General features: G+C 70.8%; 23 protein-coding genes. 15 read left to right on the top strand and 8 right to left on the bottom strand.

The window, feature by feature from the left end; translation table 11 throughout:
• The first annotated feature begins 175 nt into the window (after positions 1–175).
• Entirely contained in the window at positions 176–1369 is a 1194-nt protein-coding gene (locus BJ988_RS24590; RefSeq protein ID WP_179660478.1) for a cytochrome P450, read from the top strand.
• A gap of 25 nt (positions 1370–1394) precedes the next feature.
• Positions 1395–1955 carry a TetR/AcrR family transcriptional regulator gene (locus BJ988_RS24595; RefSeq protein ID WP_179660479.1) on the top strand — a complete coding sequence of 187 codons (561 nt, stop codon included), beginning with the start codon at positions 1395–1397 and terminating at the stop codon, positions 1953–1955.
• On the opposite strand, the gene trhA is transcribed toward BJ988_RS24595, so the two are convergent.
• From trhA to BJ988_RS24610, 3 genes are read right to left on the bottom strand one after another with little or no spacing between them, the layout of a single operon-like run.
• Positions 1940–2656, bottom strand: a complete 717-nt coding sequence (gene trhA, locus BJ988_RS24600) for a PAQR family membrane homeostasis protein TrhA (protein WP_343051778.1) — start codon at positions 2654–2656, stop codon at positions 1940–1942. The genes BJ988_RS24595 and trhA overlap by 16 nt on opposite strands.
• Positions 2653–4170: a glycerol-3-phosphate dehydrogenase/oxidase gene (locus tag BJ988_RS24605; RefSeq protein ID WP_179660480.1), complete on the bottom strand. Its 1518-nt coding sequence runs from the start codon at positions 4168–4170 to the stop codon at positions 2653–2655. Before BJ988_RS24605 ends, trhA begins: the two co-directional genes overlap by 4 nt.
• Positions 4167–4766, bottom strand: coding sequence for a TetR/AcrR family transcriptional regulator (locus tag BJ988_RS24610; protein WP_179660481.1), 600 nt, complete (start codon positions 4764–4766; stop codon positions 4167–4169). The genes BJ988_RS24605 and BJ988_RS24610 overlap by 4 nt, the downstream gene beginning before the upstream one ends.
• A 17-nt stretch (positions 4767–4783) precedes the next feature.
• Between BJ988_RS24610 and BJ988_RS24615 the strand changes: the two genes are divergently transcribed.
• The 5 genes from BJ988_RS24615 (at position 4784) to BJ988_RS24635 (ending at position 10508) form a co-directional block, all read left to right on the top strand.
• Complete coding sequence (locus BJ988_RS24615; protein WP_246321565.1) at positions 4784–6352, top strand: FAD-binding oxidoreductase; 1569 nt, start codon at positions 4784–4786, stop codon at positions 6350–6352.
• Positions 6349–7269, top strand: coding sequence for a diacylglycerol/lipid kinase family protein (locus BJ988_RS24620; RefSeq protein ID WP_179660482.1), 921 nt, complete (start codon positions 6349–6351; stop codon positions 7267–7269). The genes BJ988_RS24615 and BJ988_RS24620 overlap by 4 nt, the downstream gene beginning before the upstream one ends.
• 150 nt (positions 7270–7419) lie before the next feature.
• On the top strand, positions 7420–8454 hold the full coding sequence (locus BJ988_RS24625; protein ID WP_179660483.1) for an AraC family transcriptional regulator: 1035 nt from the start codon (positions 7420–7422) through the stop codon (positions 8452–8454).
• 66 nt (positions 8455–8520) lie between these two features.
• Positions 8521–9684 (top strand): MBL fold metallo-hydrolase, encoded by a 1164-nt coding sequence (locus BJ988_RS24630; protein ID WP_179660484.1) that lies wholly within the window; start codon positions 8521–8523, stop codon positions 9682–9684.
• Positions 9681–10508: an SDR family oxidoreductase gene (locus tag BJ988_RS24635; RefSeq protein WP_179660485.1), complete on the top strand. Its 828-nt coding sequence runs from the start codon at positions 9681–9683 to the stop codon at positions 10506–10508. Before BJ988_RS24630 ends, BJ988_RS24635 begins: the two co-directional genes overlap by 4 nt.
• 35 nt (positions 10509–10543) lie before the next feature.
• Here BJ988_RS24635 and BJ988_RS24640 read toward each other — a convergent pair whose 3' ends face one another.
• Complete coding sequence (locus tag BJ988_RS24640; RefSeq protein ID WP_179660486.1) at positions 10544–11500, bottom strand: AraC family transcriptional regulator; 957 nt, start codon at positions 11498–11500, stop codon at positions 10544–10546.
• 142 nt (positions 11501–11642) lie between these two features.
• Between BJ988_RS24640 and BJ988_RS24645 the strand changes: the two genes are divergently transcribed.
• Genes BJ988_RS24645 through BJ988_RS24660 form a run of 4 tightly spaced genes read left to right on the top strand, consistent with a single transcriptional unit; the run spans position 11643 to position 15676 of the window.
• On the top strand, positions 11643–12875 hold the full coding sequence (locus BJ988_RS24645; RefSeq protein ID WP_179660487.1) for a cytochrome P450: 1233 nt from the start codon (positions 11643–11645) through the stop codon (positions 12873–12875).
• Between the two features lie 3 nt (positions 12876–12878).
• A complete protein-coding gene (locus BJ988_RS24650) occupies positions 12879–13931 on the top strand; it encodes a 2Fe-2S iron-sulfur cluster-binding protein (protein WP_179660488.1) in 1053 nt (350 codons plus the stop codon).
• Positions 13932–13967: 36 nt separating this feature from the next.
• Positions 13968–15068: an S-(hydroxymethyl)mycothiol dehydrogenase gene (locus BJ988_RS24655; protein WP_179660489.1), complete on the top strand. Its 1101-nt coding sequence runs from the start codon at positions 13968–13970 to the stop codon at positions 15066–15068.
• Positions 15068–15676: an MBL fold metallo-hydrolase gene (locus BJ988_RS24660; RefSeq protein ID WP_179660490.1), complete on the top strand. Its 609-nt coding sequence runs from the start codon at positions 15068–15070 to the stop codon at positions 15674–15676. Before BJ988_RS24655 ends, BJ988_RS24660 begins: the two co-directional genes overlap by 1 nt.
• On the opposite strand, the gene BJ988_RS24665 is transcribed toward BJ988_RS24660, so the two are convergent.
• Positions 15677–16249 carry a PadR family transcriptional regulator gene (locus tag BJ988_RS24665; protein ID WP_179660491.1) on the bottom strand — a complete coding sequence of 191 codons (573 nt, stop codon included), beginning with the start codon at positions 16247–16249 and terminating at the stop codon, positions 15677–15679.
• Between the two features lie 16 nt (positions 16250–16265).
• On the opposite strand from BJ988_RS24665, the gene BJ988_RS24670 reads away from it, so the two are divergent.
• Positions 16266–17075 carry an alpha/beta hydrolase gene (locus BJ988_RS24670; protein WP_179660492.1) on the top strand — a complete coding sequence of 270 codons (810 nt, stop codon included), beginning with the start codon at positions 16266–16268 and terminating at the stop codon, positions 17073–17075.
• Between the two features lie 11 nt (positions 17076–17086).
• Here BJ988_RS24670 and BJ988_RS24675 read toward each other — a convergent pair whose 3' ends face one another.
• The 3 genes from BJ988_RS24675 to BJ988_RS24685 form a co-directional block, all read right to left on the bottom strand.
• Complete coding sequence (locus BJ988_RS24675; RefSeq protein WP_179660493.1) at positions 17087–17308, bottom strand: heavy-metal-associated domain-containing protein; 222 nt, start codon at positions 17306–17308, stop codon at positions 17087–17089.
• Between the two features lie 61 nt (positions 17309–17369).
• Complete coding sequence (locus tag BJ988_RS24680) at positions 17370–18812, bottom strand: MFS transporter (RefSeq protein WP_179660494.1); 1443 nt, start codon at positions 18810–18812, stop codon at positions 17370–17372.
• Between the two features lie 57 nt (positions 18813–18869).
• Positions 18870–21944, bottom strand: a complete 3075-nt coding sequence (locus BJ988_RS24685; protein ID WP_179660495.1) for a BTAD domain-containing putative transcriptional regulator — start codon at positions 21942–21944, stop codon at positions 18870–18872.
• 144 nt (positions 21945–22088) lie between these two features.
• Here BJ988_RS24685 and BJ988_RS24690 point away from each other — a divergent pair, with 144 nt between their 5' ends.
• The 3 genes from BJ988_RS24690 to BJ988_RS24700 all read left to right on the top strand — a co-directional run bounded on the left by BJ988_RS24690 (position 22089) and on the right by BJ988_RS24700 (position 25606).
• On the top strand, positions 22089–23003 hold the full coding sequence (locus BJ988_RS24690; RefSeq protein WP_179660496.1) for a hypothetical protein: 915 nt from the start codon (positions 22089–22091) through the stop codon (positions 23001–23003).
• A gap of 54 nt (positions 23004–23057) precedes the next feature.
• Entirely contained in the window at positions 23058–23264 is a 207-nt protein-coding gene (locus BJ988_RS24695; protein WP_179660497.1) for a heavy-metal-associated domain-containing protein, read from the top strand.
• A 74-nt stretch (positions 23265–23338) separates the two neighbouring features.
• On the top strand, positions 23339–25606 hold the full coding sequence (locus BJ988_RS24700) for a heavy metal translocating P-type ATPase (protein WP_179660498.1): 2268 nt from the start codon (positions 23339–23341) through the stop codon (positions 25604–25606).
• Positions 25607–25653: the final 47 nt, after the last annotated feature.

The following is a 25653-nucleotide window of genomic DNA, read 5'->3' on the forward strand; positions in this document are numbered from 1 at the left end:
GTCAGACTGTCTTTGGTTGACGCGGGGTTCGCGACGGCCGCCGCAGAGGCTACACACAAAGACTTCCGGGCTCCGGGTGCTGTGGCGGTAACTACGCCCGTCATGGGCGTGGTCGGTGTCACGATATCTCGGCGGTTGCTTGACAGGATGGTGAGTTCTGTTGAGTCTATGAGACATGTCGAACGATATGTCTCACGGACTGATCGAGTACCTCCCGCCGACCGGGGCGACCTGGGCCGACCCGTGGCCGATGTACGCCGCACTGCGGGAGCACGACCCGGTCCACCACGTCGCCCGAGGCGACTACTGGGTCCTGACCAGGCACGACGACGTCCACACGGCAGTGCTCGATCACGAGACGTTCAGCTCGACCGGCGGGTTGACGACGGCTCAGGACGAGCTCGAGCGAATCGGCCTGGTAGACAACCCGCCGATGGTGATGACCGATCCACCGGCTCACACGGCATTTCGCAAGCTGGTGAACCGCGGGTTCACGCCGAAGCAGGTCGAGGACGTGACGCCTCGGGTCACCCGGTTCGTCGTCGAGCGGGTGGAACAGATCAGGGCGGCCGGGGGTGGTGACATCGTCGAGGAGCTGTTCAAGCCTCTGCCGAGCATGGTCGTGGCCCACTATCTCGGCGTTCCCGAGGCCGACTGGGGCCGCTTCGACGTGTGGACCGACGCGATCGTCACGGCCAACGCGGCCCAGGACGAGACCATCGGAGCCGGAGCCGCCGCCGAGCTCATGGGCTATTTCGCAGAGCTCATCGAGCGCCGCCGACGCGAGCCCGGCGACGACACCGTCTCCCATCTCGTCGCCGCCGGGGAGGCCGACGACGACGCCGGCCTGCTCCGGGTGCTCGCGTTCGCCTTCACGATGGTCGCCGGTGGCAACGACACGACCACCGGGCTGCTGGGCGGCGGCCTGCCGCTGCTGGCGGACCGGCCCGACCAGCGCGAGCTGGCTCGGGACGACGTCCCGGCCGCCGTCGAGGAGCTGCTGCGGCTCACCTCGCCCGTGCAGGGGCTCGCGCGGACCACCACCCGCGACGTGACGATCCACGATGTCACCATCCCCGCGGGGAGGAAGGTTCTGCTCTGCTACGCCGCCGCCAACCGGGATCCGCGCGCCTTCGGTGCCGACGCCGAGGAGCTCGACGTCACCCGCAGGCCGCGGCAGATCCTGACCTTCGCCCACGGCGCCCATCACTGCCTGGGTGCCGCGGCAGCCAGGATGATGGGTCGGGTGACGCTCACGGAGATACTCGGCCGGATGCCTTCCTTCACCGTCGACCACGACTCCATGGCGTGGGCGCCGGGGAGCTACGTACGCAGGCCCGTCAGCCTCCACGTCGAGGTCGGTCGATGATCGAGCGACCGGGAGCGAGGACCGCATGAGCTGGCTCGCCGAGGCGAAGACGGACCTCGCCGCCGAACGGATCCTCGACGCGGCGGGCGCACTCTTCGTCGAGCGCGGCGTCGGCAAGCCGGGCATGGACGAGGTCGCCCGCGCGGCCGGCTGCTCGCGGGCGACCCTGTACCGCTACTTCGAGAACCGACAGGTCCTGATCCAGGCCTTCGCCCACCGTGAGGCGCGGCTGATCACCGCCCAGGTCGCCCGGGCCACGGCCGCCGTGCCCGACCCTCGCTGTCGCTTGGTCGAGGCCGTCCTCGTCTGCCTCGCTGCGGTGCGCGAGCGACCTCATCTCCAGGCGTGGTACGCCGGTGACAGCACGCTGCTCCGCGAGGTGCTGCACGAGTCCTCCGTCATCCGTGGGTCCGCGCAGACCTACCTGGCTCCCGACGCGGAGGGGTCCGACCCGGATCTCGTCGACTGGGTGCTGCGCATCATCCTGTCGTTCCTCACCGACCCCGGCGACGACGAAGAGGCCGAACGCCGCTTGCTGGAGCGGTTCCTCCCGGGGACGGCTTCTGCTCCTCAGCGCAACGAGTAGGTGGTGACGGAGACGGCGACGTACTGGGCCACGAAGGCCAGCACGGTGAGGAGATGGAAGACCTCGTGGAAACCGAACCAGTCGGGTGACGGGTTCGGACGCTTCGCCGCGTAGACGAGACCGCCGGCCGTGTAGAGCAGCCCGCCGGCGGCGACCAGGGTCACGGCCGTGACGTTGACCCAGGTCGGGAAGCGATCAGCGCCGTCGAGAAGCTGCGGGGCGAAGAGGACCGCGACCCAGCCGAGGGCGATGTAGAGCGTTGTGAGGAACCAGCGGGGTGCGTCGATCCAGAGGATCCGAAACAGGAGACCGGCGATCGCGCAGCCCCAGACGATCCCCAGCATCCACGCCCGTGCCGCGCCCGACAGGTAGAGGAACGCGAACGGCGTGTAGCTGCCGGCGATGAAGACGTAGATGTTGGCGTGGTCGAAGCGACGCCAGAACGCCCAGATCCGTGGCCGCCAGTTGCCGCGGTGGTAGAGGCCGGAGACGCTGAACAGCAGCACTGCGCTGGCGGCGTAGATCGATGCCCCGACCCGGGTGAGGGTGGTGGGTGAGAGGACGATCAGGACCGCGAACGCCGCGGTGAGCAGGGGCACCGAACCGGCATGCAGCCACCCGCGCAGGTGCGGTTTGACCTCGGCGATCTTGTCGGCCATCACGTCAGCGGCCCGGTCCAGGGCATCGTCGCGGCGGCTCACAGGCGAGCTCCGGCGAGGGCGAGGGCACGCTCGGCCAGGGGGAGTGCCGCTTCGCGGTCCTCGGGCACGAGCCCGACTCGCGTACGCCGGTCGAGCAGGTCGTCGACGTCCACGGCACCTTCGTGGGTCACGCCGAAGACGAGCTCGGCCAGCGTGATGCCCGCCGGTCCGGGTGCGACCAGCTCCTCCTCGGGAAGACCCGTGGCCCTGGCGGCCTCGTCGATGACGAACCGTGCCTCGGTGCCGAACCGCCGGACCAGGCGCGCGGGCTCCTCGATCCGGGCCAGTACGTCGCGCGGCGCGGCACCCAGCAGCGGCAGGTCGCGGGTGCGGCACCTGCGGGTGGTGAGTCCGGTCGCGTCCACGGCGTCCTCGGCCATCTGCCGGTAGGTCGTCAGCTTGCCGCCGACGACGGTCACGACGCCGCGGCGCGAGGTGAGGACTGCATGCTTGCGGGACAGGTCGGAGGTGGAGCCGTCCGCGTCCAGCAGCGGGCGGAGGCCGGCGAAGGCGCCGACGACGTCGGAGCGCTTGACCGGTCGCTCGAGTGCCGCGGCGAGCACGTCGAGTAGGAAGCCGATCTCGCCCTCCGTCGGCTGGGGAACGTCGGGGATCTCCCCGTCGACGGGCTCGTCGGTGAGGCCGACGAAGATCGTGCCATCGGACTGGGGAAGCGCGAAGACGTACCTGCTGGTGCTGCCCGGGATGGGCACGGTCAGCGCAGACCTGAGCCCGGGGATCGTCTCCGCCCGGAGCACCACGTGGGTGCCCCGGCTGGGACGCAGGCGGATCTCCTCCACCAGGTCACCGGCCCACACGCCTGCGGCGTTGACCACCGCGCGAGTCGTGACCGTCCGGGTCTCCCCGGTGAGCTCGTCGCGGAGCTGAACGGCGGTGCCGGTCGCCTCCAGGACGCGGACCCGGGTGTGGACGTGGGCGCCGTGCGCCGCCGCGGTCCGGGCCAGGCAGGTGACCAGACGGGCGTCGTCCTCGAGCTGGCCGTCCCAGTTGATCAGGCCGCCACGAAGCCCGGCGGAGCGCAGCGCCGGCGCCAGTCGCATCGCCTCGGTGCGGGAGACCCGCCGGGGCCGGGGAAGCGTGTCGCGTCGGGTCCGGGCCGCGAGCCGGAGCAGGTCGCCGGTGCGGAACCCGGCGGCAGCGAGCGTGGCCTGGGTGTGCGAGACGCTGGTGCTCAGGGGCAGCAGCCAGGGCAGCGGGCGGGTCAGGTGCGGCGCCGTACGCTCCATCAGGATGCCGCGCTCGACGGCGCTCTCGTAGGCGATCCCGAGCTGCAGCGAGGCGAGGTAGCGCAGGCCGCCGTGGATCAGCTTGCTGGACCAGCGCGAGGTGCCGAACGCGACGTCATGAGCGTCGATCGCCAACACCCTCAACCCGCGTGAAGCGGCGTCGAGGGCGACGCCGGCCCCGGTGACCCCGAGGCCGATGACGACCAGGTCGACCTGCTCCGGCGCTCCGTGGAGGCCCGGCAGGATGCGTGCGGTGTCTGCGGTCATGGCGTGAGGAACCTCCGGACGAGCTCGGCGAGCTCGTGGTCGAGACCAGCGTGGGTGACGGTCTCGTCCGTCATCGTGTGGGAAGAGAACAGGAACCCGTGAGCAGTGAGCACGATGCTCCGGGCCAGCAGCACCGGGTCCCCCGCTCGCAGGCTCCCCTCGGACTGGCCCCGGGTGATCTGCTCGGCGAGCATGTCGAGGACCGCGTCCTGGGACCGGCCGCGCCGGTGGAGCAGATAGCGCAGCAGCCACTCGGGATCGACATCGACCATCCGGCGCAGCAGTGCGTCCTCCCGAAGAGCCGCGACGCTCCCGGCCACGCCGGTCGCGATCCGGTCGGGCCATGACGCATCTCGGTCGTCGGTCGCCACCACGGAGGCGACGACCTCAGCCCATTCGCGGGTCATCAGGTCGCCGAACAGCGAGTCCATGTCGACGTACGTGCGGTAGACGGTCATCCGGGAGACGCCCGCGCGGTTGGCCACGTCGGTGAGAGTCGTGCGCTTCCACCCCACGTCGAGGACGCAAGCGCGCGCCGCGGTGAGCAGCCGATCGGCGGTCGACGCCTCCGTGGCGTTGTTGCGTTCTGACGTCATGTGTAACACTGTAACGCATGACGCTCGAAATGCATCCTCAGCGCTGGGGGGATCCTGCCCACGCCGCGCCCCTGCCGGAGTCCGTCAGAGGTCTCGTCGACGCCTTCGTGGGCACCCGTGACACCCCGGCCGTGGAGGACGTTCGACTTCCGGACGCCGGCATCGGCGACGACCTGCTCGCCGCGCTGCGGGCAGAGATCGGCGACGACGCGGTCCTCGTCGACGACGAGTCGCGCCGCCTCCGTACGCGGGGCAAGTCGACCCCCGACCTGATCCGGGCACGCACCGGCGACCTGGCCGACGCGCCGGACGCCGTGGCCCGGCCGGGCTCGCCCGAGCACGTCGCCGCGGTCCTGGCCTGGGCGGTCGACCACCACGTCGCGGTGGTGCCCTTCGGCGGCGGCACCTGTGTCACCGGTGGGCTCGCCGCGCGCCGGGACGGCTACGCCGGGCTGATCAGCCTGGACCTGGTCCGTCTCGACCAGCTGCTCTCGGTCGACAAGGTGTCGATGACGGCGGTCCTGCAGCCGGGCATGCGCGGTCCTGCCGCGGAGGCAGCGCTCGCCGAGCACGGTCTGACCCTCGGCCACTTCCCGCAGTCCTTCGAGTTCGCCTCCATAGGCGGCTTCGCCGCCACCCGCTCCAGCGGCCAGTCCTCGGCCGGGTTCGGCCGTTTCGACGACATGGTCGTCGGTCTTCGCGTGGCGACGCCCGTGGGTGAGCTGGTGCTCGGTTCCTCGCCGGCCAACGCCGCCGGACCCGACCTGCGCGAGGCCGTGCTCGGCTCCGAGGGCACGCTCGGCGTGATCACCGAGGTCACTGTTCGGGTTCGCGCCCTGGCCGCCGAGAAGGTCTATGAGGCATGGTCCTTCGCGACCTTCGCCGAAGGTGCGGAGGCCATGCGGACCCTTGCGCAGTCGGGTCGGCTGCCCACCGTGCTGAGGCTCTCCGACGAGACGGAGACGATGGTCAACCTCGCCAGCCAGAGCGACATCGGCGGCGACGGCGTGACCGGCTGCCTGATGATCGCAGGGTACGAGGGCGAGGCCGCTTCGGTCGCCGCCCGCCGGGCCGAGGTCACCACCGTGCTCGAGTCGCTCGGCGGCACCGACCTGGGCGAGGAGCGCGGACAGGCCTGGGCCGCGGGACGCTTCCACGCCCCATACCTGCGCGACTCCATGCTGGACGCGGGCGTTCTCGTGGAAACCCTCGAGACCGCCACCTTCTGGTCCAACCGCGAGCAGGTCTACCAGGCCGTGAAGCAGGCGCTCGAGACGTCGCTGGGCGAGGGCACCCTGGTCCTCTGCCACATCTCGCACGTCTACGAGACGGGCTGCTCGCTCTACTTCACCGTGGCCGCCAAGCAGGCCGAGGACCCGCTGCCGCAGTGGCTCGCCGCGAAGGCCGCGGCCTCGGACGCGATGATCGAGTCCGGCGCGACCATCACCCACCACCACGCGGTCGGCACCGACCACAAGCCGTGGCTGGCGCGCGAGATCGGCCCGGTCGGCGTGGCGATGCTGCGGGGTCTGAAGGGCGCCGTCGATCCCGCCGGAGTGCTCAACCCCGGGGTGCTGATCCCATGAGTGACCCAGGCGCTCGCTCGTTCTCGTTCCTGATCAACCCGCTCTCGGGAGGCGGCGCGGCCCCGGCCGCCGTCGTGCCCGTGGCGCGGATCATGAGGGACGCGGGCGCGAGCGTCGAGGTGACATACTCCCCCGGACCCCGCGCCACGCTCGACATCGTCGAGGCGGCGGTGGAGCGTGGCGATGTCGTCGTCTCGGTCGGTGGCGACGGGATGCTGTCCTCCATCGCCGGTCAGGTCTCGACGCTCGGCGGCACTCTCGGCATCGTCCCCGCGGGCCGCGGCAACGACTTCGCCCGGATGCTCGGTCTGCCCACCGATCCCGAGGGTCTCGCCAGGATCCTGCTCGAGGGCACGGCCCGCCCGATCGACCTGCTGTCCCTGCGGACGGGCGAGGCCGAGCCGCGGGTGGTCGCGGGCTCGGTCTACTGCGGCGTGGACGCCATCGCGGGGGAGATCGTCGACAAGGTGCGCTGGCTGCCGCGCAAGCTGCAGTACCCGTACGCAGCGGTGCACTCGCTCGCGACGTACAAGCCCATCGGGGTCCACGTCACCGTCGACGGAGAGGCCCACGACTTCCGCGCTGCGACCGTCGTCGTGGCCAACTCGAAGTACTACGGCTCCGGGATGAAGATCGCGCCCGGAGCCGAGGTCGACGATGGCCTCCTCGACGTGATCGTCATCGAGGCCGCGAGCCGACGAGGCCTGCTCCAGTCGCTCCCGACGGTGTACGACGGCGCGCACGTCGACCGCACCGAGGTGCACGTCATGCGCGGACGCTCGGTGACGCTCAGCGGCACCCCGTCCGCGCCGATGGGTGGCGACGGCGAGCCCCTGGGTCACCTCCCCGCCTCTCGGGATGGCGCGGCCCGCGTGGACATCCTGGCCGGCGCGCTGGACCTCCTGCTGCCGAGCTGAAGCTCCGGGTCGAGGTGCGCGGCGCGGACCAGCAGGACGTGCAGGGTCCGCGGACCGTGCACCCGCGATCGCTGAACCTTCGCGCGCAGCGCCTGAGATCTCTCGGCAGGCGTGTTTCACCAGCGCCGCCGGATCGGGCACAGTGACGGCATGGGACCCGCGATCCGTGCGTCGAGCCTGAGGGGGTTCGTCCCGCTGGTGGAGCGGCTGGGCGGCGAGCCGGATCGGTTGCTCGCCCGGTTCGGTATCCCGGCCTCCGCCCTCGGGTCGGAGGACGCCTGGGTGCCGATCACCGAGCACGATCTCATGCTCGACGCGGCGGCGGCCGAGCTGCGGTGCCCGGACCTGGGCCTGCGGCTGGCCGAAGCACAGGACCTGTCGATCCTGGGACCGCTGGCCGTCGCCATCCAGGCGTGCTCCACGGCGGCCGAGGCGCTGGAGACCGGATCGCGCTATCTGTACGCCCACAGCCCCGCACTCCGCGTGGCGGTCGAGCCCGATCCGCACGGGCGGCAGGGCGTCGTGGGGCTGAGCTATCGCAAGGACCTGCGCGAGTCGTCCTACTCGCCGCAGGCGACCGAGCTCGGCCTGGGGCTCTTCTTCCGGATCGCGAGCACGCTCGTCGGTGGGCTGTCGGGCCTGCGCTCGGTCGAGCTGCCTCACCAGCCTCTCTCCCCGGTGCGCCGCTACACCGACTACTTCGGCGTCGACGTGAGGTTCGGACGTACGACCGCGGTGCTCCGGGTCGACCGTCGAGTGCTCGACGAGGCGTTCGCCACCGCCAACGAGTCGATCCGGCTGCTGGCCCTCGACCATCTCCGAGAGCGATACGACGACCCGGCGCAACGGGTCTCGACCCAGGTCCGCGGGGCACTCGCCGAGGCGCTCGGGACCAACCCGCCGGCGGTGGCGGCGGTCGCGCGGCTGCTGGCCCTCCACCCACGTACGCTGCAGCGCCGGCTGGCCGCGGAGGGCACCAGCTTCGAGGCGGTTCTCGACGAGGTGCGCCGCGACGCCACCCGTCGCCACCTGACCACGACGATGCTGCCCCTGGCCCAGGTGGCCACGCTGGTCGGCTTCACCGAGCAGTCGACCCTGAGCCACGCCGCGCGGCGCTGGTTCGGCTGCAGCCCGCGAGAGCTGCGACGAGAGGCGACCAGGACCGCTCTCACTTTGTCGCACTGAAACAAGTATCGATGGCTGTCGAGAGACGATCATGGCTTCGAGGCAGGATCCACGAAGGAGCAGGACATGGCCATCAGAACCAAGACAGCAGCCGCGAAGCCGGAGGCGCGCCTCAGCGCGATCGGCGCCCGGACGATCCCCGAGTTCGACGGGGTGAACGAGGTCTGGCCACGCGGGGAACGCCTTGCGGCCGTGCGCGATGCGGCGGCGGCGTACAAGACCAGGTTCAAGGAGCAGGGCATCGTCCGCGCGGTGAAGTCGGTCGACGTCGCGGCTGCGCCGTACCCGGTCAAGTACGCCTTCCACGACGCGGTCTCGGTGCCGACCCTGCCGCTGATCTCGATGATCAACCGGATGGTCGTGGTCCAGTACGACGACTGGAACGGCACCCCGCGTACGCTCGTGTTCGAGCCGACGATGCCCGAGGGGTCGGCCGAGGCGCCCTTCTACAGCAACCTGCAGGCGCTGATGGACAAGGTGCCCGGCGCGAAGCTCATCGAAAAGCTGATGCTCGAGTACTACAACGAGCCCGACGAGGTGCTGGCCCAGCTCGGCCTGACGCCCGCTGACATCGACTTCTGCACGTTCGACCACCTGCACGTCCAGGATCCGCGGATGATCCTCGGGTCGACCACGACGATCCCGGGCGAGTCCGCGCCTCGCGAGCCCCTCTTCGGGGACGCGAAGATGCTGGTGCACACCCGTGAGCTGGCCACCTTGCAGTCCCTGCACCCGATGCAGTGGGCGTGGTACGTCGAGGACGGGCTCGAGGGCGTCGACCCGGACAAGTTCGTGACCTTCGACGGCGACATCGAGCTGGGTCCGGGGATCGCGCTGCTGTGGACTCCCGGGCACACCGACGGCAACCACTCGCTGGTGATCAACACCCCCGACGGCGTCTGGGTCTCCTCGGAGAACGGCATCTCGCTGGACAACTGGCAGCCCGAGCTGTCGAGGATCCCGGGAGTGCGCAGGTACCACGAGCAGTTCGGTCGTGAGGTCTGCCCGAACGCCAACACCCTCGAGGACTCCCTCGACCAGTACGACTCGATGGTCAAGGAGAAGACGCTGGCCGACCCGTGCCGGGACGACCCGCGCTGGCTGCAGATCCTGCCGAGCACCGAGCTGGCGCCGTGGAAGCGGTTCTGGCCGGTCGTCCCGACCCATGTCCACGGCGGCATCGAGTACGGCACGATCAAGGCGGGCCTTCGACGAGCGGGCCTGCGATGAGCGCGGACCGTGGCGGTGCTGTCGTCACCGGCGCCGGTCGCGGACTCGGCCGACAGATCGCCGAGCTGCTCGCGGACCGTGGGCACCAGGTACTGGTCACCGATGTCGACGCCGCGAGCGCTCAGGCGGCCGCTGACGAGATCGGACGTGGAGCCACCGCCATGGCCGTCGACGTGCGCGACGTCACCCAGGTGGAGGCGGCCCGGGACGCGGTCGTGGCCACCGCTGGACGGCTCGACGTCTGGGTCAACAACGCCGGAGTGCTGTTCACCGGCCCGGCCTGGGAGCAGTCCCCGGAGCAGCGGAGCCTGATCCTCGACGTCAACGCGGTCGGCACCATCAACGGGACGGTCGCGGCGATCGAGGCGATGCGTGGCGCCGGTGGCGGCCACATCGTGAACATCGTGTCCCTGGCGGGACTGACCGCGGTGCCGGGCGAGGCCGTGTACGCCGCCTCGAAGCATGCCGCCATCGGGTTCAGCCTCAGTACGCTGCAGGACCTGCGGATGGTGGGCAGCAAGGACATCGACATCTCGTGCATCTGCCCGGACGGGATCTGGACGCCGATGCTGCACGACAAGCTCGACGACCCGGCCTCGGCGCTGTCGTTCTCGGGCAAGCTCCTCCAGCCCGAGGAGGTCGTCGCCGCGGTCGAGAAGGCCCTCGACAGGCCACGCCCGGTGACCGCCGTCCCGGGATGGCGCGGGCTGGTGGCCCGGCTCGGCGACGCCTTCCCAGGGTTCGGCCTCGCGGCCGTGCCCCTGGTGGTCGCGCAGGGCCGGCGTACGCAGCGCAAGCTGCTGCGCAACGGAATCCCGTCGTGACCTCTGCGCCCGCGAGCGGTCGGGCGCGCTGGGTCTCAGACGGTCCGACCACCTTGCCGTAGGACGTCCGACGGTGCGCTGCCGTACTTCCGCCGGTGGGCGGCAGCGAAACGGCTCGCGGACGAGAAGCCCCAGGTCGCCGCGACTTCGGCGACGCTCAGGGTCGGGCTGGTCAGCAGGTCGGCGTGGGCGCGCTGGAGCCGGATGTCGAGGAGGTAGTGGGACGGCGCGCTCCCCACCCACTGCTGGAAGCCCTCCTGCAATCGGCGGACGCTGGTGCCGGCGAGGGCGGCCATGTCGGCGGCGGTCCAGGCGCGCGCCGGGTCGTCATGGAGGGCCTCGACCACGCGACGGATCGTCCGAGGCTGCGCGGGAGCTGGGACACGGCCGTCGGGGCAGCAGAGATCCACGAGGCCCGCGGCGACGGCGCCGGCGAGCTGACGACGCACGAGCTCGCTGTCGGCGAAGAGGTCCGGGTCGTGCAGGTTGGCGCCCAGGCTCGAGATCAGCTGGCGCCAGGCGCGTCCCCGGCGGTCCTCGAACGACAGCTGCTCCGGCAGGACTGTGCGGGCGTTGACGCGGTCGGTGCCCAGGATCCGCTCGGTCTCGACCTCGAGCCAGGTGCTGTCGAACTTGACCCCGAGCACGGTGCAGGTCGCGTCCCAGTGGCTGATCAGCGAGGGGGTGTCCGCGCGGAAGACGGTGCCCTGGCCGACCACAGAGGTGAGCGCGCCGAACCGGCCTCGGCTCTCCAGATGGCCGGTGATCGGCAGGTTCACCTCGTACGCACCCGGATAGTCGCACTCGATGGCAACATCCGCGCCCCAGCCGACGTGGCCGATCAGGACCGGCCCGAGATCCAGCGTACGCAGCGTCAGCCGCGGCTCGTTCGCGCCGCCGACCGGTCGGAGCTCGTGCGGAAAGTAGGCCTGGGCCACGACGCGCGAGGCCTGCCCCCAGTCCTTGGGAGCGGCTCGCATTCGACCGGCCATAGACCTGAGCGTACCTGAGACGAGGGTCACAGATCGGCCGCGTTCATGGTGCCGAACCCGCGCGATCCGTGTCGCCCGGGCGGCGGGACGGACCTACTTTCGAGTCCTGTTCGGAACCTGACACCTTCCCGAGGAGCACCCCATGACGACCACACAGCGACCCGATCAGCAGGACCTCACCTGGCTCGACGAGGTCACGATGACCGAGCTCGAGCGAAACCCCTATCCGACCTACGAACGGCTCCGCCGCGAGGCGCCGCTCGCCTTCGTCCCGGTGCTCGGCTCGTACGTCGCCTCCACCGCCGAGATCTGTCGGGAGGTCGCGACCAGCCCTGACTTCGAGGCGGTGATCACGCCCGCCGGCGGACGTACGTTCGGGCATCCCGCGATCATCGGCGTCAACGGCGACATCCACGCCGACCTGCGTGGCATGGTCGAGCCGCAGCTCCAGCCGGCCGAGGTCGACAGCTGGGTGGACGATCTGGTCCGCCCGATAGCCCGCCGCTACGTCGAGCAGTTCGAGGACCGCGGTCACGCCGAGCTCGTCGCGGAGTACTGCGAGCCGGTCTCCGTCCGCTCGCTCGGTGACCTGCTCGGGCTGCAGTCGGTCTCCTCGGACAAGCTCCGCGAGTGGTTCCACAAGCTGAGCGTCTCCTTCACCAACGCTGGGGTCGACGAGAACGGGGAGTTCACCAACCCTGACGGGTTCACCCCGGGTGACGAGGCCAGGGCGGAGATCCAGGAGGTCGTCGACCCGCTCATCGACCGGTGGATCGAGCACCCGGAGAACACCGCGATCTCCCACTGGCTCCACGACGGCATGCCGCCGGGAAAGACCCGTGACCGCGAGTACATCTACCCCACCATCTACGTCTACCTGCTCGGTGCGATGCAGGAGCCGGGCCACGGCATGGCCTCCACGCTGGTCGGTCTCTTCAGCCGCCCCGAGCAGCTGGAGGATGTCGTCGACGACCCGTCGCTGCTGCCGCGGGCCATCTCGGAGGGCATGCGCTGGACCTCCCCGATCTGGTCGGCGACCGCCCGGATCAGCACCAAGCCGGTCACCGTCGCCGGGGTCGATCTGCCCGCAGGAACCCCGGTGATCCTCTCCTACGGGTCCGCCAACCACGACACCGGGAAATACGATGCGCCCACGGCGTACGACCTGCATCGGCCGCCGCTGCCCCACCTCGCCTTCGGCGCCGGCAACCACGCCTGCGCCGGCATCTACTACGCCAACCAGGTGATGCGGATCGGGCTCGAGGAGCTCTTCGAGGCGATCCCCAACCTGGAGCGCGACGACCGCGAGGGCGTGGAGTTCTGGGGCTGGGGATTCCGCGGCCCGACGAGCCTGCACTGCACCTGGGAGGTGTGAGCCATGGCCGCCGCGATCAGTGTCGCCGGCCGCCGCGTCGAGTGCGCAGAGGACCAGTCGATCCTGGAGGCGTTCCTCCGTGCCGGCGTGTGGATGCCGAACTCCTGCAACCAGGGCACTTGCGGCACCTGCAAGGTGCAGGTCCTGTGCGGCGAGGTGGAACACCGCGACTCGCCTCTCGAGACGTTGACCGAGGAGGAGCGTGCCGGCGGCCTGGCGCTTGCCTGTCAGGCCCGGCCGCTCGCGGAGACCGAGGTCGCGCTGCCTGGCTCGGAGATGGGGCGTACGACCCACATGCTCCGTGACCTCACCGCCACCGTCGTCGAGGTCGAGGAGATCGCCCGGGACACCCGGCGGATCCTCCTCGGGCTCGAGGAGCCGCTCGCGTTCTCCCCGGGACAGTACGTCGAGCTGCTCGTCCCCGGAACGTCCGAGCGCCGGCCCTACTCGCTCGCCAACACCGCCGCGGAGGACAAGGTCCTGGAGCTCCAAGTACGCCGCGTCCCCGGCGGCGTGGCCAGCGACTGGCTCTTCGGTCCGGTGGCGGTCGGCGATCGGGTCGAGGTGCGCGGCCCGCTGGGCGACTTCCATGTCCCGGAGGAGGACAAGGACGAGGGTGAGCCGATGGTGCTGATCGGTGGCGGCACCGGGCTGGCGCCGCTGCTCGGCATCGCGCGTACGGCGCTCGAGCGCCACCCCGACCGGGTGATGGTGCTCTACCACGGCGTCCGCACGGAGTCCGACCTCTATGACACCGACCGTCTGGCCGAGCTGGCCACGACGTACCAGGGCTTCAGCTTCGTCACCGTGCTGTCCCGGGAGTCGCTGCCAGGTCACCGCAGCGGCTACGCGCCCGACGCCTTCGTCGAGGACGTCGCCAGCGCCCGGGGCTGGTCCGGATGGCTGTGTGGCTCGCCGGCATTGGTCGACGCCGGGGTCAAGGCGTTCAAGCGGCGCCGGATGGCGCCTCGGCTGATCTACCGGGAGAAGTTCGAGCCGGCCGACGGGCGCGTGCCCTTGCCGAGATATATCACGAACCCCCAGGATGGATCATGAGCGACCGGATGCCTCCGGTGCCTCGAGAGGAGAGATATGCAGCAGGTCAAGGCCGTCATCGCCCGTGCGAAGGGCGCGCCCGTCGAGCTCGTGACGATCAATGTGCCCCAACCGGGGCCGGGTGAGGCGGTGGTGAAGATCCAGTCGTGCGGGGTGTGCCACACCGACCTGCACTACCGCGAGGGTGGGATCAACGACGAGTTCCCGTTCCTGCTGGGCCACGAGGCTGCCGGGGTCGTCGAGGCGGTCGGGCCGGACGTGACCGATGTGGCGACTGGCGACTTCGTGGTGCTCAACTGGCGTGCGGTCTGCGGCAGCTGCCGGGCCTGCAAGCGTGGTGAGCCGCAGTACTGCTTCGCCACGTCCAACGCGACCCAGAAGATGACGCTCGAGGACGGCACGGAGCTGTCGCCGGCGCTGGGCATCGGCGCCTTCGCGGAGAAGACGCTGGTCGCGGCGGGGCAGTGCACGAAGGTCGACCCGGAGGCGCGGCCCGCCGCTGTCGGCCTGCTCGGCTGTGGCGTGATGGCCGGTATCGGTGCCGCCATCAACACCGGCGGCGCGACCCGCGGCACGTCGGTGGCGGTCATCGGCTGCGGTGGTGTCGGGGTGGCGGCGATCGCCGGTGCGGCGCTGGCCGGGTCGAGCCCGGTCATCGCCGTCGACATCGACCCCAAGAAGCTCGAGCGCGCCGCGGCCATGGGCGCGACGCACACCGTGGACTCCTCGCAGACCGATCCGGTCGAGGAGATCCGGCGGATCTGCTCGGAGACGTACGAAGGTGCCGAAGGCGCCGACATCGTCGTCGAGGCGGTCGGACGACCGGAGACCTGGAAGCAGGCCTTCTACGCCCGGGACCTGGCCGGGACCGTCGTGCTCGTCGGTGTGCCCACGCCCGACATGACCGTGCCCGAGATCCCGCTCATCGACGTCTTCGGCCGCGGCGGCGCGCTCAAGTCCAGCTGGTACGGCGACTGTCTTCCCAGCCGCGACTTCCCGATGCTCGTCGACCTCTACCGCCAGGGGCGTCTCGACCTGGACGCGTTCGTGAGCGAGGAGATCGGCATCGGCGACATCGAGGCTGCCTTCGAGAAGATGCATCGCGGCGAGGTCCTGCGCTCGGTGGTGGTGCTCTGATGGCCACGCGGGTCGACCACGCGATCACGAGCGGCACGTTCAGCCTCGACGGTGAGACGCATCAGGTGGACAACAACCTCTGGGTGGTCGGCGACGACACGGAGTGCGTGGTCATCGACGCCCCGCACTCGGTGGAGGACATCTTGGCGGCGGTGGGTGACCGCACCGTGAAGGCGATCGTGTGCACGCACGCCCACGACGACCACGTACGTGTCGCGCCGGCATTGCGTGAGGCCGTCCGGGCGCCGATCCTGCTCCATCCCGACGACCGGCCGCTGTGGGAGCTCACCCACCAGGACGAGCTGTGGGACGCCGACCTGTCCGACGGTCAGGTGATCGAGGTCGGCGGCACCGAGCTGCGCGTCCTGCACACGCCGGGTCACGCGCCCGGTGCGGTCTGCCTGTGGGCGCCCGACCTGGGATGTGTCTTCACCGGCGACACCCTGTTCCAGGGTGGCCCCGGGGCCACCGGGCGCTCGTTCAGCGACCGGTCGACCATCGAGTCGTCGATCCGGGCCAAGCTGTTCACGCTTCCCGGCGAGACGGTCGTCCACACCGGGCACGGCGACGACACCACGATCGCCGCCGAGGTCGCCGGTCTGGGCTGATCAGCGCACTGCGGCGGCGAGCTCCGTACGCATCCAGGCGCACCACTCCAGTGCCGTACGCCGCGACCGGATGCCTCCCTCGAGCGTGATCCGGCTCGCGAACAGCGGGTTCGCGGGATCTCGGCCGCCCGGGCTGTCGGTGATCTGGGCCAGCTCCTCGAGGTAGCGGTCGAGGATGCGCTGGTGGGTGGCCTCGAGCCGCCCGATCAGATCGTCGGCGGCGTCGGGATCCACTGTCCAGATCGACCACAGCCGGAGGACCTCCAGGTCACGGACCGGCTGGGGCTCGAGGTCTCCGACGACCCAGGCCGCCAGAGCGGTCTGGCCGGCGGTGGTGATCCGGTATCGCTTCGTCGGCCGGGGCCCGGCCCCGTCGATGACCTCGTGCTCGACCAGTCCGGCGCCGTCGAGACGGTTCAGCTCCGGGTAGATCTGCGAGTGGCGGGCGGTCCAGAAGTAACCGATCGGCTGGCGCATCCGCTGGGCGACCTCGTAGCCGGTGCTCTCCCGCCGGGCGAGCAGACCGAGGATCGCGAAGCCGAGGTTGGAAACGGGTGCGACTGGATCGGGCATATGTCAATATTGACATATGCGGAGCGTGAAAGGCGTAGCGGCCGGAGCGGCGGTGGTCGGCATGCTGGTGACCGGGTGCGGTGCGGAGGGCCGTGCCGGGGATCCAGTGGAAGCGAGCGCGTCGGTTCCGGTGCTGCCGTCGGACGGTCCGTACATCGAAGGTGAGCTCGGCGGCTGCTTCCTCCCGGAGACCGACGTCGGGGTGGAGCCGATGCGGGTGTCCGGCGCGGCGCTCGAGCTGCCGGCCATCCGCTTCTCGCCTCCGGCTGACCAGGAGACGTCGGCGGTGCTGGTGATGCTTCATCAGACCGACGGGGACCGCTGCGGCTGGGGTGATTTCGCGATCCTGGCGGCTCACCAGGGCGTCGCCGGGCTCTCCTTCGACCTGTGCGGCTATGGCGCCGCCGAGTGTGGGATCAAGGATGTCGACGACCCGGTGCCGCAGGTGCGGGCCGCGTTGAGCGAGGTCGAGAAGGAGTGGCCGGGCAAGCCGGTCGTGCTGGTCGGTGCCTCGATGGGCGGTAGCCAGACCGTGCGAGCCGTCGCCGCGGGGCTGGACGTCGACGGCTGGGTCGACCTGTCGGGACCGTCGCGCTGGGGCGGCGTCGATCTGGCCGCAGTCGCCGACAGGGTCCGGACGCCTGGCCTGATCGTCATCTCGGAGGACACCGACGGGCCCGAGGAGGCCGCCGCGGCGCGCGCGCTGGCGGAGGCCACGTCCTCGAAGTTCGTGCCCGCCGAGGCAGGCCACGGTTGGGACCTGGTGGTCGAGGAGGGCAGGCTCTCGACGATCGGACAGCAGGTCGTCGCGTACGCAGTGAGGTGATCTGGGCCCGGTCAGGCGTCCGTGGTCGCGCTGAGGATCTCGGCGGTGAAGCTGCTGCCTGCCAGGGCGTCGAGCAGCGCGGCGCCGGAGACATCCCCGGTGACGTTGATACGGCCGGTGGCCCGGTCGGCGGTGAGCGTGGCGACCCCGGGAAGGTCCCGGAGCCGGGCCGTGGCTTCACGGACGCATCGAGGGCAGCGCATGCCCTCGACGTACAGCTGGATGGTCTTCATGGCGGTCTCCTGGTGCATTCGTGGCCCCGGACGGATCCGGGGCCACGAGGAGGATGGACTGCTACCTGCCGGCGGGGACCGACTCGGGGGTGGTCGCGGAGTGCGTCGACCTCCACCCGATCCCAGTGATGACGGCACCGGCGAGGGCGATGCCGGCCGCGCCGAGGAAGCCGGCCGAGAAACCGTCGGTCATGGCAGCCAGATCGCCGAGCTGGTCGGAGCCGTACGCAGCGGCGACGACGGTCATCGCCGCCAGTCCGAGTGCGGAGCCGACCTGGTAGCTGGTGTTGACGATCCCGGCTGCGAGACCGCCCTCTTCGGGGGCGGCCGCGCCGAGCGCCGTGCTCAGCGACGGGATGAAGGCCAGCGCCATGCCCGCCGCAGTGACCAGCGTGGCCGGGAGCACGTCGACCGCGAAGCTGCCGTCGGCGTCGATCCGGGAGAGCCAGACCAGCCCGATGCCGAGGACGACGAGGCCGCCGACGGTCATCGCCTTCGGTCCGAACGCGGCCGTCAGCCGCGGGGCGATGGCCACCATGCCGAGCATGATCGTCACCGTCATGGGGAGCAGGGCGGCGCCGGACGCGAAGGCGCCGAGTCCGAGGACCTGCTGGAGGTAGAGGTTGATGAAGAAGAACATCGGGATCCAGGCGGCGCCGAGCAGGAGCTGGGCGACGTTGGCGGCCGCCAGGTTCGGCGCCTTGAAGATGCCCAGCCGCATGAGCGGCGTCGACGAGCCGGCCTGCAGGGCGACGAAGGCAACGAGCAGGGCGATGCCGATGCCACCGGCGATGAGGGTGCTGGACGATCCCCAGCCCACCTCGGGGACGCGTACGACCGCGAACACCACCGCGGCGAGTCCCAGGGTGACGGTCAGTGCGCCGAGCAGGTCGATGCGACCGCGCTGCGCCGTTCCGGCCGGCATCACGCCGGGCGTCAGGGCGAGGACGACGATGGCGATCGGGATGTTGATGAAGAAGACCCACGGCCAGGACAGGTACTCGGTCAGCACGCCGCCGAGGAACACGCCGGCCGTTCCGCCGGCCGGGGCGGCCGCACCGTAGAGCGCGAGCGCCTTCGTCAGCTCCTTCGGGTTCGTCCCGAAGTTCATGAACAGGAGCGTCAACGCCGAGGGCGCGATGAGCGCTGAACCCGCACCCTGGACGGCGCGGCCGGCGATCTCGACGGCGACGCCGTCAGCGAGCCCGGCGACGAGCGAGCCGACTCCGAGGACCAGCCAGCCGATGGCGAAGATCCGTCGGGCGCCGAGCAGGTCGGAGAGCCGCCCGCCCAGCAGAAGGAGGCCCCCGAAGGCCACCACGTAGGCGTTGAACACCCAGCTGAGGTCCTGGGGAGCGAACCCGAGATCGCGCTGGATCTCGGGGAGCGCGACTCCGATGATGGAGGTGTCCATGATGACCATGAACTGGGCGGCGGCGATGAGGCCGAGGGCGAGCCAGCGGCGGCTGTTGGCACCCGCCGCCGGGGATGCTGTGGAAGACATGGTTCTCTCTTTTCGTCAGGACGGCCGTTCGGCCGCGTGAAGAGAACCTGTCCCGGGTCACTGTCCCTGGTCTGTCCGGCCACCGTCCAACCGGGCCAGCGCCTCCTCCGCCTGCGCCGCCACTGCGAGCTCACCCGCGGTGAGGCCGAGCGCGCGGGCCTCCGCATAGCGCTCTGCCGCCGCCTCCGGCTCGTACGCCTGCTCGTGACAGCGGGCCAGCGCGAGCGTGGCCCGCGCCGTCATCGCGGGTGTCTCGAGCAGATCGAAGCCCTGGACGGACTCCGTCAACAGCGAGATGGCTGTCGACCAGTCCTGCTGACGTTCGGCGAGGCGGCCACGTCCGTACGCCGCGAGGACCGACCCGGCGCGGTCCCCGACATGACGGGAGGCCAGCTCCGCCCGGCGGAAGGCGTCCCGGGCCGACTCCTCATCACCCAGCCCGAGGTGGGTGATACCGAGGTCCGCGAGGGCCCACTGCACGGTGTTGTGGATACCGGCGGACGTCGCGACGTCGATCGCCTGCTCGAGAGTCCGGGCCGACTCCCGCAGGCGCCCGAAGTGCCGGAGGCCGTAGCCGAGGTGGTACAGGACCGCGCTGTGACCCCACGGGTCGTCGAGCTGCCGGAACGCGGCGGCGGTGGCCCGCCCGAGGCGGATCGCCGTCGGCTCGTCCCTGGCCTTGAGCGCAGTCTCCAGCCTGACGAAGTCGGCTACGGCAAGCCCCCATCGATCGCCTCGCTCACGGAACGACTTCTCGGCGGCGTCCAGGAGCGCCGACGACTCCGGGTCCTGCCCATTGACGCCTTCGACGGCGAGCAGCACCTGCGAGACCGCGGTCCCGTCGGCGTCACCGCACTCACGGAAGATCGCGAGGCTCTCGCGGGCCGCGTCGGCGCATCGTGGATGCGGGTGGACGACGCAGGCCCGGGGACGCTCGACCAACGACACCGCCTGAAGCGCGGCGGCCCGTGCCGCGGCCGACCCACGGTCCTGCTCGAGGAGGCGACGCAGGATCCGGCGGCCCTCGAGATGACGGCCCTGATGCCAGAAGAGGCCCAGCCGGCCGGCGAGCCGGAGGGCGGCGTCGATGTCGCCCGCCGGTCCTTCGAGCCAGGCGATCGCCGACCGTACGTTGGCCTGCTCATCGACCAGGAGGTGCTTCGCCCGGGCGTCCCCCTGACCACGCATCGCCTGTGCCGACCGCTCCGCGACCTGGCCGAAGTAGTGCGCGTGCCGGGCTGCCAAGGTGTCGGCCCGGCCCGACTGGGACAGCCGGTCGGCGGCGTACTCACGCAGGGTCTCGAGCATGCGATAACGCGTGACCGATCCCCGCTCGGCGACGATCAGGGACTGCTCGACCAGCCGGCCCACCGCATGGATGACCTGGCTCGGATCGGTCTCGTCGTCGGCGAGGACCTGCTCGGCGGCGGTCAGGGTCCAGCCGCCGTGGAAGACGGCGAGACCGACGAAGACGCGCTTCTCGAGGTCGTCGAGGAGGTCGTAGCTCCAGTCCACGGTCGCGCGGAGCGTGCGCTGCCGGTCCTCCGCCGTCCGTGATCCCGAGGTGAGGAGCGTGAACCGCTGATCGAGCCGGTCGGCGAGATCGCTCGGGGACAGCGTGGCGGCGCGGGCGGCGGCCAGCTCCAGCGCCAGGGGCATGCCATCGAGGGCGCGGGCGATGCGGCCGAGGGCGGCGTACGTCTGCTGGTCGGCCTCGAAGCCGGGGAGGACGGTGGAGATCCGGTGGATCAGAAGCTGTACGGAGGGGGTCGCCGCGATCGCCTCGGCGCCATCGTCCTCGACCGGTGTCAGGAGCGGCCCGACGAGAGTCTGCACCTCGCTCGGCAGGGCGAGGGGCTCGCGGCTGGTCGCGATGACGGTGAGGCGCGGACAGCGGGTCAGCAGCTCCTCCACGAGAGTCGCGACAGGGTCGACGAGGTGCTCGCAGTTGTCGATGACCAGGAACAGGTGCTTGTCGGCGAGGAAGTCGACCAAGCGCTGCTGGAGGTCGATCGCCGCGCCGTCCTGCGGCATCCCGACGGCGGTGGCGACCGCAGGCACGATGTGCTCCCTGCTCCGGATCGCGGCGAGACGGACGAGGACGGTGCCGTCGGGGAACCGGTCGGCCAGACGCTGGGCCGCATGCAGGCCGAGAGCGGTCTTCCCGGAGCCGCCGGGGCCGACGAGGGTGGTCAGCCTGGACGCGCCGACCCGGTCGCTCAACGAGACGAGCAGATCTTCGCGTCCGACGAGCGGGGCCAGATCGGTCGGAAGACCGGAGAGCTGTGGCCCGGACCTGAGGTGGTTGGACCTGATCGCTGGAGTGGACAGGGTGACCTCGCCGGAGGAGCCGAGCGACGGGTCCTGCCGCAGCACGCGCTCGTGGAGCGATCGCAGGGAGGCTGACGGCTCGAGACCGAGGTCGACGTCCAACGTCGTCCTGGTGCGGGTGAAGACCTCGAGTGCGTCAACCTGCCGGCCCGCGCGATAGAGCGCGACCATCAGCAGGCCGGCCATGGCCTCATGGGTCGGGTCGGCCCGCAGGAGCGGCTCGAGGTCGGTGACGACCTCCGCGTGCCGGCCCAGCGACAGCGCGATCTGGGCACGCTCGGCGTACGCCGTCCGCCGGAGGTCCTCCAGTCGCACGGACTCCGGCACCGCCCAGGACTCGGTGGCGAAGTCGGCGAGCGCGTCGCCGCGCCAGAGTCCGAGCGCCGCGTCGTAGGCGCCGAGGTCGGCCTCGCTCGGGGTCCCGGCGCCTCCGACCGACGCCCGGACCTGGCGGATCTGCCGCTCGAAGGCCTCGGCGTCGATCGTCGCCGGATCGACGGCTGCCCGATAGCCGCCGCTGTCGCGTTGCACCAGGTCGAGCCCGGCGTTCTTGAACGTGCGCCGCAGCTTGGAGACGCGGAGCTGAAGGGCGTTCAAGGGGTCCGCAGGCAGCGACGAGTCGGCCCACAGCCTGTCGATCAGCGCCGAAGCCGGCACGATCCGGCCGCGCGCCAGCAGCAGCACGGCCAGCAGGGCCCGCTCCGCCGATCCGGGGATCCGGAGGGCGTCGCCGTCGACCGTCGCCTCGAAGGGGCCGAGCAGCCCGAATCGGATGTCACTCGAGGTCGGGGTCGGCAGCACATCGAGATCGTAGTCAGAACTGCGCCGGGTGCCGCCCGGACACCTGTCCTGGGCCCGACAACGCCGGGACAGTACGCGGACAGATCCGCCGAGCAGCCTCTGTCCTGTCATCGAAAGTCATCGATTCGAGCCAGGAGAGATCACATGAACGCCATTGCCAAAGTAGGTGCGTTCGCCGGAGCCGTCGTTGCCCTCGGCGGCCTGGGTTCCGCCGTGGGCGCCTCCGTCGGCCCGCTCGGCGAACCGGAACGCCAGACCCACAAGGAGCACGCAGCCAACGGCGACGGAAACACCGGCCACGGCGGTCACGCCGGGCACGGCGCGGCAGGAAAGGCGCCCGCGGCCACCGGGCTCAACGTCAGCGACGCCGGTTACACGCTGGACCTCGTCGAGGACCGCCGGCAGCGCTCGGCCTCCGCCACGCTGCGGTTCCGGATCCTCGGCGACGACCACGAGCCCGTCACCCGGTTCGAGACCGCGCACGGCAAGTTGCTGCACCTGATCGTCGTACGCCGCGACCTGGCGACCTACGAGCACCTGCACCCGGTGATGGCGACCGACGGCACCTGGTCGGTCACCGCCGATCTGGCCGATGCCGGGACATACCGGGTCTTCGCAGACTTCCGGCCGGCAGCCGAGGCCGAGGGACTCACGCTCGGTCAGGACCTCTTCGTAGCCGGCCCCTACGAGCCCGAGCCGCTGCCGCCGGCCGCCGCCACCAGCACGGTCAGCCCCTACCAGGTGGACCTCGACGGTCACCTGGTCGCGGGGAAGACCTCGCGCCTCACCCTGACGGTGACGACGGACGGTGAGCCCGTCACCGACCTCGAGCCGTACCTCGAGGCGTACGGACACCTGGTCGTGCTCCGTGACGGTGACCTGGCCTACCTCCACGTCCATCCCGAAGGCGCGCCCGGTGACGGACGCACCGAGCCCGGCCCGGAGATCACGTTCTCCGCCGAGGTGCCCTCGGCCGGGACGTACCGCCTGTTCCTCGACTTCAAGCACGCCGGTCAGGTGCGCACCGCGGCCTTCACCGCCGTCGCCGAATCGCACTGACCAGCCATCGACTCCCTGCCTGAGCAGGGTCCACCACAGAGAAAGGAAAGCACCATGTGCAGCACCACCTACACCGTTTCGGGGATGACCTGCGGCCACTGCGTCGGCTCCGTCAAGGAGGAGGTCACCCAGATCGCGGGCGTCTCCTCCGTCGACGTCGATCTGGCCACCGGCCAGGTGACCGTCACCTCCGAGAACGAGCTCGACCCCGTGCAGGTTCAGCGCGCGGTCGAGGAGGCCGGCTACCAGCTGGCCGGCTGAGCCACCGGCGTCGGCTCCCCGTGAGCGGGGAGCCGACGCGAACTTCGATCCACCCACCTGAAGGGACACCTGTGATGACCGTCTCCGGAACCTCTGTGCCCACGACCGACTTCGAGCTCGAGATCGACGGCATGACCTGCGCGTCGTGCGCGAACCGGATCGAGCGCAAGCTCAACAAGCTCGACGGTGTCTCCGCCACCGTCAACTACGCGACCGAGAAGGCCAAGATCTCCGTCGCCGCGGACCAGACCGACATCGACACGAGCGTGCTGATCGCGACCGTCGAGAGCGCTGGGTACGGCGCGAAGGAGCCGCGTCCTCAGGCGGGCCCGTCGAGCGGCTCCTCCGATGCCGAGGCGGCGGACCCGGTCGCCCTCCTCAAGCGGCGGCTGCTGATCAGCGCCGTGCTCACCGTCCCCGTGGTGCTCATGGCGATGGTGCCGGCACTGCAGCTCGAGAGCTGGCAGTGGCTCTCGCTCACCCTCGCCGCGCCGGTGGTCGTCTGGGGCGCGGCGCCGTTCCACCGGGCGGCGTGGACCAACGCGCGTCACGGCGCGGCGACCATGGACACGCTGGTCTCCATCGGCACCCTGGCCGCCTTCGGCTGGTCCCTGTACGCCCTCTTCCTCGGCACCGCAGGCGAGCCCGGCATGACCCACCCGTTCAGCTTCGCCATCGAACGCACCGACGGGCTCGGCAACATCTACCTCGAGGCGGCAGCAGGCGTCACCACGTTCATCCTCGCCGGCCGCTACTTCGAGGCCCGCTCGAAGCGCCGCGCCGGCGCCGCCCTCACGGCGCTCCTCGAGCTCGGCGCGAAGGAGGTCGCCGTCCTCCGCGACGGGACCGAGACCCGGATCCCGATCGACGACCTGGCCGTCGGCGACCTGTTCGTCGTACGTCCCGGGGAGAAGATTGCCACCGACGGCGTCGTCGAGGACGGCTCCTCGGCGATCGACGCCGCGATGCTGACCGGCGAGTCGGTGCCGGTCGAGGTGAGCCCGGGAGACACCGTCACCGGTGCCACCGTCAACGCCGGTGGTCGGCTCGTCGTCCGGGCGACCCGGGTGGGTGCGGACACGCAGCTGGCCCAGATGGCACGGTTGGTCGAGGAGGCCCAGACCGGCAAGGCGGCGGCGCAACGGCTCGCCGACCGCATCTCCGGGGTCTTCGTACCCATCGTGATCGCCCTCTCCGCCATCACCCTCGGCTTCTGGCTCGGCGCTGGTGCCGGGGCCGCCACCGCCTTCACCGCGGCGGTAGCGGTGCTGATCATCGCGTGCCCGTGCGCGCTCGGCCTGGCGACGCCGACTGCGCTGATGGTCGGGACCGGCCGCGGCGCCCAGCTGGGCATCCTGATCAAGGGCCCGGAGGTGCTCGAGAGCACCCGCACGATCGACACCATCGTGCTCGACAAGACCGGTACGGTCACCACCGGCACCATGACCCTGACCGATGTGATCGCCGCGCCCGGCGAGGACGCCGACGAGGTCGCGCGGCTGGCCGGCGCCCTCGAGTACGCCTCCGAGCACCCGATCGCCCGGGCGATCGCGTCCGGTGCCGAGACCCGCGTCGGCACCTTGCCCACGGCAGAGGACTTCGCCAACGTCCCCGGCCTGGGTGTGCAGGGCATCGTCGACGGTCACGCCGTCCTCGTCGGCCGGGTCCGCCTGCTCGAGGAGTGGAGCCAGTACCTGCCCGGTGAGCTCGCCCTGGCGATGGCCGAGGCCGAGAGCGAGGGCCGTACGGCTGTCGCGGTCGGGTGGGACGGCGCGGCGCGCGGTGTCCTGGTCGTCAACGACGTCATCAAGCCGACCTCGGCCGCGGCGATCGCGGAGTTCCAGCGTCTCGGTCTGACGCCGATCCTGCTCACCGGGGACAACGAGACGGTGGCCCGTACGGTCGCCGCCGAGGTCGGCATCCCGCTCTCCTCTGAGACCGTCATCGCCGAGGTGCTCCCCGAGGACAAGGTCGGCGTGGTCCGCCGACTCCAGGAGGAGGGCCGGGTCGTCGCGATGGTCGGTGACGGCGTGAACGACGCCCCGGCGCTGGCCCAGGCCGATCTCGGTCTCTCCATGGGCACCGGCACCGACGTCGCCATCCAGGCCAGCGACCTGACCCTGGTACGCGGTGACCTGCGGGTCGCGGCCGACGCGATCCGGCTCTCCCGGCGAACGCTGGCGACCATCAAGGGCAACCTGTTCTGGGCGTTCGCCTACAACGTCGCGGCCATCCCGCTCGCGGTCGCCGGCCTGCTCAACCCGATGCTCGCCGGTGCCGCGATGGCCTTCTCATCGGTGTTCGTGGTGAGCAACAGCCTTCGGCTGCGTCGCTTTCGCTGACGATGAGAAACCCAACGTTTCCGCACTTCTGCGCGCTTGTGTGGACA

It is taken from the genome of Nocardioides panzhihuensis (genome assembly GCF_013408335.1).
In the GTDB taxonomy this organism is placed as follows: Bacteria; Actinomycetota; Actinomycetes; order Propionibacteriales; family Nocardioidaceae; genus Nocardioides; species Nocardioides panzhihuensis.